The organism is Pseudomonas retamae, from assembly GCF_043496865.1.
Taxonomy (GTDB): Bacteria; Pseudomonadota; Gammaproteobacteria; order Pseudomonadales; family Pseudomonadaceae; genus Aquipseudomonas; species Aquipseudomonas retamae.
Genome location: NZ_JBIEIL010000002.1, coordinates 281,795 through 295,253, shown reverse-complemented (window position 1 = coordinate 295,253; position 13,459 = coordinate 281,795). Strand labels below are relative to the sequence as shown.

The following is a 13,459-nucleotide window of genomic DNA, read 5'->3' as shown; positions in this document are numbered from 1 at the left end:
GAGCCGCTGCGGTCGTAGTCTTCACCGAGCCGCCTCACTGTGTGGAGATCCAATGAGCCAGGAAGTCCTGACCACCGAAACCAACCGTCGCCAGTTGCAGCAGATCATCGCCGGGCTGTCCGACGGGGTGATTCTGCTGGAGCTCGATCAAAGCATTCTGTGGGCCAACGAAGCAGCGCTGGCCATGCATGGCGTCAGCCGGATTGGCGAGCTGGGCACCAATGCCGAGGAATACGCCAAGCGCTTCAGTCTGCGCTATCGCAACAATCACACGTTGCCCCCGGAGAACTATCCGATCAGCCGCGTCGCGCGCTGCGAAATGTTCAATGACGTGCTGATCGAAGTCTCGCCCGCTGATGACCCGGAGCGCATCTGGGTGCACAGCGTGCGCAGCATGGTGCTGACCGACCGTTTGGGCCAGCCCGAGTCGCTGGTGCTGATCATGAGCGACGTCACCGACTGGGCCAATGCCGAGCTGCGTTTTGAAAAAACTTTCAATGCCAACCCGGCGCCAGCGGTGATCTGTCGCCTCAGCGACTTGCGCTATATCAAGGTCAATCCGGGGTTCCTCGAAATGACCGGTTACAGCCGCGAGCAGGTGATCGGCACCTCGGCGTACGAAATCGATATCTTCGAGCAGGCCGAAAAACGCGATCTGGCCATCCAGCGCCTGCGCGACGTTGCGACCATCCCGCAGATGCAGGCGGAACTGCGCCTGCCCGATGGCGGCAGCAAGCAAGTGATCGTCGCCGGGCAACCGCTGTTGCTCAACGATGAGAATTGCATGCTGTTTTCCTTCGTCGACATGGAGCCACGGCGCAAGGTCGAACTCGCCCTGCGCCAGAGCGAGGAGCGTTTCGCCAAGGCGTTCCGCCTGACCCCGGTGCCGATTCTGATCTGCACTGCCGACCAGCAAGAGATCATCGACGTCAACCAGGCCTTCCTCGACACGCTGGCCTATAAAAGCGATGACGTCCTTGGCAAAACCGTCACCCAGCTGAAGTTCATCGACGACGATGGCGAGCGCACACGCTTGCTGGCGGCGCTGGCAACAAACGGCCGGGTCGACCGGGTCGACGTGCGCGTGCGCAAGCGCGACGACGAATTGCTCGAATGCGCGGTGTCGGCCGATACGGTGAACATCCACGACACGTCCTGCTATCTCCTGGTGCTGATGGACATGACCGAGCGCAAGCGCAGCGAGCTGGAGCTGGTCGCGGCGATTGAAGAGGTGATGAAGGATGCGTCGTGGTTCAGTCGTACCCTGATTGAAAAACTGGCGAACGTGAAAAAGATCAATTCGCCGCAACTGCCGAGTGCGTCGTTCACTGATTTGACCGCGCGCGAACGCGACGTGCTGGGGCTGATCTGTGAAGGTCTGGCGGACAAGGAAATCGCCGCACGGCTGAAACTGGCGCCCAATACCGTGCGCAATCATGTTGCCACTGTCTATTCCAAGCTCGACGTGCACAGCCGCAGCGAGGCGATCGTCTGGGCCCGCGAACGCGGATTGTTTTCCGGCGAGTGGGGTGCCAAGGGGCAGCGCTAGGGGTGCAAATGCACTAGTGATTCGGGTGCAAATTCGTGTATTGGCCGGCGAGCCCAGTTCTTAAGCTTGTGGGGTGCGGTACGAGCCTTTTTGGCACGGGACCGCGTCCCCCTCGATGCAGCCAAAGGAACAACCCAAATGATGAATCTTGCACAGTTGCGTGCGCAGCTTGAGCGCAGTTTTCCGCCGCTGGCGTGTGAGTGTTCGGTGGATGGCGATCATTCGTTGACGGTGAAGCTCTATCACAAAGAATCGGGGGCGGTCGACCTGGTGATCAGCGGTCTGAAGCTTGATGAGTTGCGGACACCGGAGTCGGTGCAGGCGCTGGTCGATGAATTGCGCTATGAACTGGAAAGCAATTCTCTGCGCTCATCGGCAGATTCAGGCTTCTGATGTGCTTGTGTGGGAGCGAGCCTGCTCGCGAAGGCGATCGACCTTACAGCGCCTTTTCCCTCACTGACTCGAACCCCAACGCAAAATCGACAGCTCCAACCCGTTCAAACAGCCTGTTCACTGGCACTTGCAAGGGTCTCGGCTATAAATAATGAGTCGTCAGGTTTTCCGTGACCCGCTCGGTCACGGAAATTGGTCTCTCATTCACCGCGGGCCGTCCTATGAACAATCCCGGGAATCGCGTGTTGCCGTTGGCTTTTCTGTTTGTATTGCTGGTCGGTTGTGCCAGTCCACCACCTCCGGCGCCAGTGGCGCCGCCACCACCGCCGGAACGTACCTGTCAGGTCATGGAAAACACCGAGGTCGCCGGTGACATGTACATGGATGGGCAGGTTACCCGGCACATCACCACTACTCGTTGCATCACTCAGTAACAGCGGCTGACAAAAACCTGTGGGAACGAGCACGCTCGCGCCCACAGGGCTCGCACCTCTATGGACAATCAGGACAGGAAACCGCCGTCCACGTTCAGCGCCACACCGGTGGTGTAGCTCGACGCATCGCTGGCCAGATACAGCACCGCGCCAGCCATTTCGCTTGGATCGGCCACGCGCTTGAGCGGGATCTGGGTCAGCGCCTGCTTCAGGATCGCATCGTTTTTCACCAGTGCCGAGGCGAACTTGGTGTCGGTCAGACCGGGCAGCAGGGCGTTGCAGCGGATACCAAATTGCGCGCACTCCTTGGCGAATACTTTGGTCATGTTGATCACCGCCGCTTTGGTCACCGAGTAGATGCCCTGGAAAATCCCTGGCGAGATGCCGTTGATCGAGGCGACGTTGATGATGCTGCCGCCACCGTTTTCGCGCATCAGCTTGCCGGCTTCGACCGACATGAAGAAGTAGCCTCGGATGTTCACATCGACAGTCTTTTGAAACGCCCCCAGGTCGGTGTCCAGCACGTTGCAAAACTGCGGGTTGGTCGCCGCATTGTTGACCAGGATGTCGAGGCGGCCGAACTGTTCCTTGATCCCGGCGAACACCTGAGCAATCTGTTCCATTTCACCAATGTGGCAGGCCACGGCGGTGGCTTTGCCGCCAGCGGCGATGATCGCGTCGGCGACGTGCTGGCAGCCATCGAGCTTGCGGCTCGAGACGATCACATGGGCACCTTGCTGGGCCAGCAGTTTGGCGATCGCTTCGCCAATGCCACGGCTGGCGCCGGAGACGAAAGCGATCTTGCCGTCGAGGTCGAACAACTGAGTCTTGGACATAGGGGTTCCTTGGTGTGGGCCGTCAGAGGCTCGATTTGGCAATGACCTGCAGGCTCATCTGCTCCAGCAGTTTGTTCATGTGAATGAACTGCGCGAAGCGTTTGTCCTGGGTCTGGCCATGGTAGAAGCGGTAGTAGATCTGCTGCACGATGCCGGCCAGACGGAACAGGCCGTAGGTGTAGTAGAAGTCGAAATTATCGATCTGGATGCCCGAACGCTCGGCGTAGTAATCGACGAATTCACGGCGTGTGAGCATGCCCGGCGCGTGGCTCGGCTGGCGGCGCATCAGTTGCACCGGCGCCGGGTCGTCCGCCTGGATCCAGTAGGCGAGGGTGTTGCCCAGGTCCATCAGCGGATCGCCGAGGGTGGTCAGCTCCCAGTCGAGCACGCCGATGATCTGCATCGGGTTCTGCGGATCAAGAATGACGTTGTCGAAGCGGTAATCGTTGTGGACGATGCTTGACGTCGGATGGTCGGCGGGCATCTTGTCGTTGAGCCAGGCTTTGACCTGCTCCCAGTGCGGCGCATCCGGGGTCAGGGCTTTTTCGTAGCGCTCGCTCCAGCCTTTGATCTGCCGGGCGACATAGCCTTCGGGCTTGCCCAGATCGCCCAGGCCACAGGCGCTGTAGTCGACGCGGTGCAGTTCAACGAAACGATCGATGAAGCTTTTGCACAGCGCTTCGGTCTTCGCTGAGTCGAGGCCCAGTTCCGGCGGCAGATCCGAGCGCAGGATGATGCCCTTGACGCGCTCCATCACGTAGAACTCGGCGCCGATCACCGCTTCGTCGGTGCAGTGCACATAGGCTTTCGGGCAATACGGGAAGCCGTCGCGCAATTGATTGAGGATGCGGAATTCGCGACCCATGTCATGGGCGGACCTGGCCTTGTGGCCGAAGGGCGGACGGCGCAGGACGAACTCCTGTTCCGGGTACTCGAGCAGGTAGGTCAGGTTCGATGCACCCCCGGGAAACTGGCTGATTGCAGGTGTGCCGGTCAGGCCTGGAATGTGCGCTTTGAGGTACGGATCGATCAGGCTGGCATCGAGTTCTTCGCCGGAGCGGATACGGGTGGACTGGTCAGTAAGCGCCATGCTTATCCCTTCTGCTTATTTTGGAGGCCAGACATCATTGGCTAATCTAATGGCACGCTCGTGCACCGACAAGCGCGGGTCGGTCTTATAGGTTAGCGTGTTGCCGGATAATCACCTTTGGGAATGTGCCCTTTCCACTAACCGCAAAGGGCTGCAGGCATGGGCTGCTAACGGTGCAAAGCCATGTTGGCGATCTTCAGTAAACGCGCTGGTCCTTTAGGCGCGGCGGCAGCGCGACGGGGGTGAGCACCGCTTGCCCGGCGAAGAACGCCACAAGGTTTTTCCCCACCAACTCTACCGTGCCTTGCATGGCTTCCGGTGACAGGCCGGCAACGTGTGGGGTGAGCAATACGTTGCTGAGGCTTTTCAGGGTGTCAGGCACCTGCGGCTCGTGGTCGAACACATCGAGCGCGGCACCGGCGATCCGGCGTTGTTCGAGAGCCGCAACCAGTTCCGCCGTATCGATCACACTGGCGCGGGCGATGTTGACGATGAAACCGTTCGGGCCCAGCGCATCAAGTACCGGGCGGGTCACCAGGTGCTGCGTGCCGATGCCACCCGGGGTAGCAACGATCAGGAAATCCGCAGCCCGCGCCAGCTCGGTCGGGGTCGAGCAGAACGCGTAAGGCACATCACTGCGCACCTGACGGTTGTGATAACTGACCGACATGTCGAAACCAAGATTGGCCCGTTTGGCGATGGCCATGCCCACCGCGCCGAGCCCAAGAATGCCCAGACGTTTGCCGGCCAGCGAAGGGCGCATGATTTTCGGCCATTCACTGCGGCGTACGGCCGCGTCACACCGGGGTATATCGCGCACCAGAGCCAACAGCATCGCCATTGCATGGTCGGCTACCGAGGAGGCGTTGACCCCGGCGCCATTGGTCACGGTAATCGCGCGATCGCTCGCTGCCTGCAGATCGACCTGCTCATAACCGGCGCCGATCACGGTGATGATCTTCAGCGCGGGCAGGGCGGCTATTTCCCCCGCGGTAAGGCCCAGCGGGCCACGGGTCAGCACTGCGTCGATGCGGCTGCCGTGACTGGCAATGGCTTGCGCACGTTCGGCAGGTGTGGGGGCGAGGATCAGGTGAAAGCCCTGATGTTCAAGAATCGGTAGATAGTCATTGATGGTTTCAACCAGTACCAGAACGGTTGCGGGCATTGCACGGCTCCTGAGATCAATGGCGGGTGGATCGCGAAAATCGTTTCAGCGTGGTGAATCCGCCGCGCTTTGGCAACCATGATCATTCGCGCAGTCGTGCATTGATTCTGGACGGCTTCGGGCAAGAAGCAAGGCGAAGCAGCACAGCGGTGAACCGCTGTGCTGCCGGTCTCATTGGGCTGTCTGGGCTTTGGCTTGTTCGGCCAGCGCGATCGGCTTGAAATCGTAGGTTGGATAAAACTCGGTGCGATAACTGCCCCAGGCGGTGTTTTCCAGCGCGAGGTTCACTTCTGCGAGTCGAGAGGCGGGGAAGCGCACGGTGACAACCTGGCCGATGCCCATCATGATGTTCCAGCTCACCACTTCGACACCGGCCGGCGGGAAGGTCTTGTAGAAGCCCTGTTGCGCGAGCTGCGCCTTGAGTTCGCTCAGCGGGCGGGTCTGATCATGCTTCAGAAACACCGTCAGCATCATCGCGTTGTCGGCCGTGGCGACGGCAGCTTTTGCCGGTTGGCTGGCGGCTTGCGCGTAAACCCCCGCGCAATACACCGAAGAGGCCAGTAGCGTCGACATCAACAGGGTTTTAAGTGCCTTTAGCATATTCAACTCCTTGTCTTATTGTGTAATGGCGGACCTGGTTTGAACGGTTCCGGTATAAGGTGCGTGGACGACATGAATGCGTACAGGCGCATTGGTTTCAATCATGTCGCGAGGTACTTCCCTGGAATAAGTGAACTCCCGGTCATTCAGTGTTTCCAGACGTCTGACAATGGTTTTGATCGGACCCATGTCAGGTACAAGAACGTGCTGTTTCTGATCGCCGGTGATAAAGAAATAACCACCGCCACCGTTGTTGTATTTTGATTCACCTGTATCGGTGTAAAAGAATTCGTATCGATTGCGTTCAGGATCCCACGTCGATATACCCACAACACCGGGATACTTCGCTTTGACGTCGGTTTCAGGGGCGCCGTCGATATAGACCTTGGTGGTCAGCCATCGCGGCGAGGATGCCAGTTGGCGTATGTCTGTCGTTTGGGCAGCACTGATGTTCGGAATAAACAGCGCTGCAAGTAACAGCCACAGAATCGTTTTGTTGTGCATGCGCATATCCTTACTGAGCACTTCAAATCATGTGCGATTGGTAACTGACTTCCAAGCGTGAAAAATATAGCCCTCGTCCTGGAGGTTGTTCAATGGCCAAGTAGTTGCTTGTAACAAATGGGCCGTTTTTTATTGTTTGGTAATTTTTTTTTAATTGTTAAGGGTGGCGTGAGTTGTAGGATTATTCTTGAATAATTATAGGCTGAGTCCTGTTTGCAGATATTTTTCGTAATTAGCTGCGCTTTTACGGATAACCGTTCTCTCAATATTGTAGGACGACGGATGCGCTTACAAATAGCTGATTGACGCAACCTGAGTAGATCGGAATGCGTCAACTCGCGATCGCTTCTTTAGAACGTTACTTCTTCGCTGCTGACCAAACGCGCGAAGGCGGCTCCGAGGGTTGCGTTGTGATGCTGGATGATCGCTGCGGCCGGCAGTGCGTCGGTGTCCATGCAAGTGTGGGCGTCGGCGACGAGCAAGGTTTTGAAGCCCAGATCGGCGGCGGCGCGGCAGGTACTGTCGATGCAGAACTGACTTTTCATGCCGACGATATAAAGTTCATCGACGTTCGCAGCGGCTAGTTGCCGTGCCAGTCGGGTCGCATGGAAGGCGTTGGGGCGGGACTTGTTGAAAATGGTGTCGATGTCAGCGTCCAGTTCAAGCGCTGGCAACAGTTGCCAGAATGGACTGCCGGCGGCAATCGGCGAGCCTTCCGGGCCAGTGTGGCGTGCAGCGAAGATCGGCACCTGACCGGCCCGGGCCTGAGTGATCAGACGCCGGATGTTGCTCAGAACGCGCTCGCTGTCGTGTGGTTTTTCCGGGCCCTGGAACAGGCCGACCTGCATATCGATAATCAACAATGCTGCGGACATGGTGTTTCTCCTTGAGTGTTGCAGATGCCGCACGGACGGAGAAACAACAAGGCCCCGTCCATTGCTGGCGGGGCCCTGGGTTTGCTGCGCTGGATTTACCTCAGGCAAAAACACCACGACCCGCCGATGGCGGTCGTGGTGGTGGTGCGGGTGAGGTGCAGCGCGCAAAGGTTCATGCCGCCGATCATGCTGGCGCCGGTGCCGCACTGTCAATCAACCGCTCAGGTAACGTATTGCGCGATGCCGTTTCCGAATGACCAGTTCTCCTTCTTCACCTCGATCAGATTGATAAACACGTCTTCCCGACGCACCGCCAGTTCAGCGTGCAGGTTATCGGCGATGGTTTTGAACAGCAGTTGCTTCTTCTCCACCGACCGGCCCTCGCTGATGGTGATCTGAATGAACACCACGCCGTCGCTGCGCTGAATGCCGAGGTATTGCGGGTCGTAAACCAAGTGCTGCGCATCGTGCTCGGTGAGGATCTGAAAATTGTCATGTTCCGGCACATCGATGCAGCTGCGCAGGGCGGCATAGATCTGTTCGCCGATACGCTTTGCGAACTCGGGGTTGGGGTTTTGCTGAATGTCGACGCGAACCAGTGGCATGAAAGGCTCCGGGAAAATGGCGGGCATCTCTGACACTAGATCAAGCGCGCGACATTGGCAGGGTGTTTGGTCTGGAATATGAGGGATTTCGCGTATGAGCTGGATTACAGAATGCCCGGATTTTGCCTACGTAGCGGGCAGATCCGTCTGCTAGCCAGCAGGGGGTAAAACCGAAATGATGAGTGGCATAAGGCGCGACGCCGATCGACGCTATAGCGCTTAGGCGCATACCGCAAAAAGCCAGGGACGGCGCATGTTTGTTGATGATCGCGAAAGCGCAGAAATTGAAAAGCTACAAACGGAAGCACAGAAACTTGGGGCGGAGAGACGCAAACTGCTGGCGGAGGAGGCGAAGTTGAAAAGGGAGACGTTCTTTTATCCCCTTGTGGCCGGCGCTGCCGCTCTGGCTGCGCTCACCACTTTGTTCGGCTTTTTCCTCAAACCGTAAGTGATAGTCGACAGAACCACGTAGCGACCAACCGACCCAGATAAGAGGCCAGTATGAACTCGGAACAACGAAAAGCCAGGATTGAAAAGCTGTACCAAGATGAGTTTGATTTCAGAGAAGCCATGAAGCCTTTTCACAAGGCTGAGATGCGGGAAACAATTGTTCTTTTTGGTGTGGGAATGCTGATCGCTGCGATCGGTATCGCCTTCGCATTGGTGCTGGTTCGATTCGTTTGAGATGTAATGATAATCGTTGGGGCGTTTCGTAAACGACATCGTTCATATCTACTAACGACATTGTTGCGCTGAAAACGACGCCGGCCAGATCTGCACCGCACAACCACTCCTCAGCTAAGTCTTTGCTTCTGTTGATTTATCACGGAGAATCGCGCCCCTGTTTCGGCCGGAGCATGTCTGTCGGTTTTTTCCGACGCGTCCTGACCGAGTGGCAAGTGACCGGAATGCGGAGATCCGACCGGATGAATGATCAGGCCAATAGCGTCGACGAGCGCTTTGATGCAGCAGCACCCGCTGAACTTTCAAGCTGGAATCGCCAGGACACCACCTGGATGTTGGGACTGTTCGGGACCGCCATTGGCGCCGGCACCCTGTTTCTGCCGATCAATGCGGGTCTGGGGGGCTTCTGGCCGCTGGTGATCCTCGCGCTGCTGGCATTCCCGATGACGTTTTATGCGCACCGTGGCCTGACGCGGTTCGTGTTGTCCGGGCGTGAAGGCGCTGACATCACCGAAGTGGTCGAGCAGCATTTCGGCATCAAGGCCGGTGCGCTGATCACGTTGCTGTACTTCTTCGCCATCTTCCCCATCCTGCTGATCTACAGCGTTGGCCTGACCAACACGGTCGCCAGTTTCCTCGAACACCAACTGCACATCACGCCGCCGCCACGGGCGCTGCTGTCGTTCGTGCTGATCCTTGGTTTGCTGGCGGTGGTGCGCTGCGGTGAGCAAGCGATCGTCAAGGCAATGAGCCTGATGGTCTACCCGTTTATCGTTGCGCTGCTGTTTCTCGCGGTTTACCTGATCCCGCACTGGAATGGCGGCATTCTCGCCACTGCATCGCACGTACCGGCACCGTCTGAGCTGTTGCGTACGCTGTGGCTGGCGATTACGGTGATGGTGTTCTCGTTCAACCATTCACCGATCATCTCGGCATTTGCGGTCGATCAGAAACGACGCTACGGCCAGCACGCAGAGGAGCGCAGTTCGCAGATCCTGTCACGCGCCCATGCATTGATGGTGCTGATGGTGATGTTCTTCGTGTTCAGTTGCGTGCTGACGCTGTCGCCGGAGCAACTGGCTGAGGCCAAGGCGCAGAACCTGTCGATCCTGTCGTACCTGGCCAACCACTTCAGCAACCCGACCATTGCCTTTGCGGCGCCGTTGATTGCGTTTGTGGCGATCTCCAAGTCGTTCCTCGGCCACTACATCGGTGCCAGCGAAGGTCTGAAAGGCTTGATCGTCAAGAGCGGCAAGCGTCCGGGGGCGAAGGCACTGGATCGCATCGTCGCGGCGCTCATGCTGGTGGTCTGCTGGATCGTGGCGACACTGAACCCGAGCATCCTGGGAATGATCGAGACGATTGGCGGCCCGGTGATCGCGGCGATTCTGTTCCTGATGCCGATGTACGCGGTTCGCAAAGTGCCGGCCATGGCGCGCTATCGTGGGCAGGCGTCGAATGTGTTTGTTACGGCGGTAGGTCTAGTGGCGATTTCGGCACTGGTTTACAAACTGGCGATGTAGCGCGGCTTCAATCGATAAGAACCGCTGTGCCTGCTCGGGCACAGCGGTTTTTTTTGGCTCGCAAGCGGTGAGTCATTAGCAATGATGTCGACTGACACTCCGCCATCGCTGGCAAGCCAGCTCCCACAGGGTCATGTGTAAAACTCACCCTCTTGAAAGCGCCATAAGTCCCTGTGGGAGCTGGCTTGCCAGCGATGAGGCCCGAACAGGCGATCACCCTCCATCAGGCATAAAAAAACGCCGCTCATCTCACGATGGGCGGCGTTTTTTATTACTTTGTAACGTTAGGCTTGAACGACCGGAATCTTGGCGTTCGCAGCCGCTTCACGGAACTCGGCGATCTGGTCGAAGGACAGGTAGCGGTAGACATCGGCCGCCATGCTGTCGATCTTGCCAGCGTATTCCATGTACTCCTCGACGGTCGGCAGGCGACCCAGGATCGAAGCAACGGACGCCAGTTCGGCCGAGGCCAGGTAGACGTTCGCGCCGTCGCCCAGACGGTTCGGGAAGTTACGGGTCGAAGTCGAGACCACGGTGCTGTTCGGCTCAACTCGTGCCTGGTTACCCATGCACAGCGAGCAGCCTGGCATTTCCATGCGTGCGCCGGCCTTGCCGTAGATGCCGTAGTAGCCTTCTTCGGTCAGCTGGTGAGCGTCCATCTTGGTCGGCGGCGATAGCCACAGACGGGTTGGCAGCTGACCCTTGACCTGATCCAGCAGCTTACCGGCAGCACGGAAGTGACCAATGTTGGTCATGCACGAACCGATGAACACTTCGTCGATCTTCTCGCCAGCAACGCTGGACAGCAGACGGGCGTCGTCCGGATCGTTTGGCGCGCAGAGCACAGGCTCGTTGATCTCGGCCAGATCGATTTCGATGACTTCGGCGTATTCGGCGTCGGCATCGGCTTCCATCAGTTCAGGGTTGGCGATCCAGGCTTCCATCGCTTGAGCGCGACGCTCCAGAGTACGCGCATCGCCGTAGCCTTCGCCGATCATCCAGCGCAGCAGGGTGATGTTGGACTGCAGGTACTCGGTGATCGACTCTTTCGACAGCTTGATGGTGCAACCGGCAGCCGAACGTTCGGCAGAGGCGTCGGACAGTTCGAACGCCTGCTCCAGGGTCAGACCTTCCAGACCTTCGATTTCCAGGATGCGGCCGGAGAAGGCGTTTTTCTTGCCTTTCTTCTCGACGGTCAGCAGACCGTTCTGGATGGCGAAGTAAGGAATGGCATGAACCAGGTCACGCAGGGTGATGCCAGGTTTCATCTTGCCTTTGAAGCGCACCAGGATCGATTCCGGCATGTCCAGCGGCATGACGCCAGTGGCTGCAGCAAACGCTACCAGACCGGAACCGGCCGGGAACGAGATGCCCATCGGGAAACGGGTGTGCGAGTCACCACCGGTACCAACGGTATCCGGCAGCAGCATGCGGTTCAGCCACGAGTGGATGATGCCGTCGCCCGGACGCAGGGAAACGCCACCGCGGGTCATGATGAAGTCAGGCAGGGTGTGGTGGGTGGTCACGTCGATCGGCTTTGGATAGGCCGCGGTGTGGCAGAACGACTGCATCACCAGATCAGCGGAGAAGCCCAGGCACGCCAGGTCTTTCAGTTCGTCACGGGTCATTGGACCTGTGGTGTCCTGAGAGCCCACGGTGGTCATCTTCGGTTCGCAGTAGGTGCCAGGACGAACGCCCTGGCCTTCCGCCAGACCGCAGGCCTTGCCGACCATTTTCTGCGCCAGGGTGAAACCCTTGGTGCTTTCAGCCGGAGCTTCAGGCTTCTTGAACAGATCGAATGCTGGCAGACCCAGTTCGGCGCGAGCCTTCTCGGTCAGGCCACGGCCGATGATCAACGGGATACGACCGCCGGCACGGACTTCGTCCAGCAGCACCGGGGTTTTCATTTCGAAGGTGGTGATGACTTCGTCGCTACCGTGCTTGCAGACTTTGCCAGCGTGCGGGTACAGGTCGATCACATCGCCCATGTTCATGTTCGACACGTCGAACTCGATCGGCAGGGCGCCGGCATCTTCCATGGTGTTGTAGAAGATCGGAGCGATCTTGCTGCCGAAGCAGAAACCGCCAGCGCGCTTGTTCGGCACGTACGGGATGTCGTCGCCGAAGAACCACAGCACCGAGTTGGTGGCCGATTTACGCGAAGAACCGGTACCGACCACGTCACCGACGTAGGCGATCGGGAAGCCCTGGCCGCGCATTTCTTCGATCTGCTTCATCGGGCCGGTTTTGCCTTGCTCGTCCGGAACGATGCCGTCACGGGCCATTTTCAGCATGGCCAGGGCGTGCAGCGGGATGTCAGGACGCGACCAGGCGTCTGGCGCCGGGGAAAGGTCGTCGGTGTTGGTTTCGCCGGTGACCTTGAATACGCGCAGGCTGATCTTGTCGGCCAGCACCGGGCGCTTCTTGAACCACTCGCCGTCAGCCCAGGATTGCAGCACGGCCTTGGCGTGAACGTTGCCGTTCTTGGCTTTTTCAGCCACATCGTGGAAGGCGTCGAACATCAGCAGTGTGTGCTTGAGTTCTTCGGCGGCGACTGGCGCCAGCTCGGCGTCGTCCAGCAGTTCAACCAGAGTGACGATGTTGTAGCCGCCCTGCATGGTGCCGAGCAGTTCTACAGCGCGTTTCTTGTCCAGCAGAGGGGAGGTGGCTTCGCCCTTGGCCAGTGCAGACAGGAAGCCGGCCTTGACGTAGGCGGCTTCGTCCACTCCAGGCGGTACGCGGTTGGTGATCAGGTCAACGAGGAAAGCTTCTTCGCCAGCCGGAGGGTTCTTCAGCAGCTCGATCAGGCCTGCTGTTTGTTCGGCGTTAAGCGGCTGGGGAACGATACCCAGGGCTGCACGCTCTTCGATATGTTTGCGGTAGGCTTCAAGCACAGTTATTACCCTCATCAGTGGTCCCAAATGGGTGTCCGGGACGCTCGTCGCGAAATGCTCGTACTCATGCGCTGCGTGGCGTTGTGGGCCGCTTAGCCAGAATTACCGAGCATTCCTTACAGAAGCTGCTTTCAAAGTTTTACGCCTGCAGAACGGGGAGCTGATGAGGGTTGGCGTTGGGCTTTTCCCCGCTGGAAAAACCCTTCGCCAACACCGCTCTGAAGGAACGACTGTGCTCGTGACGCTTTGAAAACAGCTTCTAACGGACATTGGCGCCTTAAAAGGCTGGCTGATTCTACGGCAAAAA

Annotated in this window: 14 protein-coding genes; 6 read left to right on the top strand and 8 right to left on the bottom strand. The window is 58.4% G+C overall.

Translation table 11 applies throughout. The annotated features are described in order from the left end of the window. Window positions 1-52 precede the first annotated feature (52 nt). The 3 genes from ACGSLL_RS04465 to ACGSLL_RS04455 all read left to right on the top strand — a co-directional run bounded on the left by ACGSLL_RS04465 (window position 53) and on the right by ACGSLL_RS04455 (window position 2,376). Window positions 53-1,549 (top strand): helix-turn-helix transcriptional regulator, encoded by a 1,497-nt coding sequence (locus ACGSLL_RS04465; RefSeq protein WP_394503562.1) that lies wholly within the window; start codon window positions 53-55, stop codon window positions 1,547-1,549. Between the two features lie 138 nt (window positions 1,550-1,687). Further along, window positions 1,688-1,942 (top strand): DUF1652 domain-containing protein, encoded by a 255-nt coding sequence (locus ACGSLL_RS04460; protein WP_394503560.1) that lies wholly within the window; start codon window positions 1,688-1,690, stop codon window positions 1,940-1,942. Between the two features lie 221 nt (window positions 1,943-2,163). Beyond that, window positions 2,164-2,376 (top strand): hypothetical protein, encoded by a 213-nt coding sequence (locus ACGSLL_RS04455; protein WP_394503558.1) that lies wholly within the window; start codon window positions 2,164-2,166, stop codon window positions 2,374-2,376. Window positions 2,377-2,444: 68 nt separating this feature from the next. On the opposite strand, the gene ACGSLL_RS04450 is transcribed toward ACGSLL_RS04455, so the two are convergent. The 7 genes from ACGSLL_RS04450 to ACGSLL_RS04420 form a co-directional block, all read right to left on the bottom strand. Continuing rightward, window positions 2,445-3,212, bottom strand: coding sequence for an SDR family oxidoreductase (locus ACGSLL_RS04450; protein WP_007911074.1), 768 nt, complete (start codon window positions 3,210-3,212; stop codon window positions 2,445-2,447). 22 nt (window positions 3,213-3,234) lie between these two features. Then, complete coding sequence (locus tag ACGSLL_RS04445) at window positions 3,235-4,302, bottom strand: phosphotransferase family protein (protein WP_394503555.1); 1,068 nt, start codon at window positions 4,300-4,302, stop codon at window positions 3,235-3,237. A gap of 196 nt (window positions 4,303-4,498) precedes the next feature. Beyond that, the gene (locus tag ACGSLL_RS04440) at window positions 4,499-5,467 is read right to left on the bottom strand and encodes a 2-hydroxyacid dehydrogenase (protein ID WP_394503553.1); all 969 of its coding nucleotides are present in this window, start codon (window positions 5,465-5,467) and stop codon (window positions 4,499-4,501) included. Between the two features lie 171 nt (window positions 5,468-5,638). After that, entirely contained in the window at window positions 5,639-6,067 is a 429-nt protein-coding gene (locus tag ACGSLL_RS04435) for a hypothetical protein (protein ID WP_394503551.1), read from the bottom strand. Between the two features lie 15 nt (window positions 6,068-6,082). After that, entirely contained in the window at window positions 6,083-6,577 is a 495-nt protein-coding gene (locus ACGSLL_RS04430) for a DUF4822 domain-containing protein (RefSeq protein ID WP_394503812.1), read from the bottom strand. Window positions 6,578-6,921: 344 nt separating this feature from the next. Beyond that, complete coding sequence (locus tag ACGSLL_RS04425; protein ID WP_394503549.1) at window positions 6,922-7,446, bottom strand: cysteine hydrolase family protein; 525 nt, start codon at window positions 7,444-7,446, stop codon at window positions 6,922-6,924. A gap of 221 nt (window positions 7,447-7,667) precedes the next feature. Continuing rightward, on the bottom strand, window positions 7,668-8,051 hold the full coding sequence (locus ACGSLL_RS04420) for a tautomerase family protein (protein WP_394503547.1): 384 nt from the start codon (window positions 8,049-8,051) through the stop codon (window positions 7,668-7,670). A gap of 253 nt (window positions 8,052-8,304) precedes the next feature. On the opposite strand from ACGSLL_RS04420, the gene ACGSLL_RS04415 reads away from it, so the two are divergent. From ACGSLL_RS04415 to ACGSLL_RS04405, 3 genes are all read left to right on the top strand, one after another. Further along, entirely contained in the window at window positions 8,305-8,499 is a 195-nt protein-coding gene (locus ACGSLL_RS04415) for a hypothetical protein (protein ID WP_394503545.1), read from the top strand. 53 nt (window positions 8,500-8,552) lie between these two features. Continuing rightward, complete coding sequence (locus tag ACGSLL_RS04410) at window positions 8,553-8,735, top strand: hypothetical protein (protein ID WP_090282791.1); 183 nt, start codon at window positions 8,553-8,555, stop codon at window positions 8,733-8,735. Between the two features lie 242 nt (window positions 8,736-8,977). Then, a complete protein-coding gene (locus tag ACGSLL_RS04405; RefSeq protein ID WP_394503542.1) occupies window positions 8,978-10,258 on the top strand; it encodes an HAAAP family serine/threonine permease in 1,281 nt (426 codons plus the stop codon). Window positions 10,259-10,542: 284 nt separating this feature from the next. On the opposite strand, the gene acnB is transcribed toward ACGSLL_RS04405, so the two are convergent. Continuing rightward, complete coding sequence (gene acnB / locus ACGSLL_RS04400) at window positions 10,543-13,152, bottom strand: bifunctional aconitate hydratase 2/2-methylisocitrate dehydratase (RefSeq protein WP_394503810.1); 2,610 nt, start codon at window positions 13,150-13,152, stop codon at window positions 10,543-10,545. Window positions 13,153-13,459 lie beyond the last annotated feature (307 nt).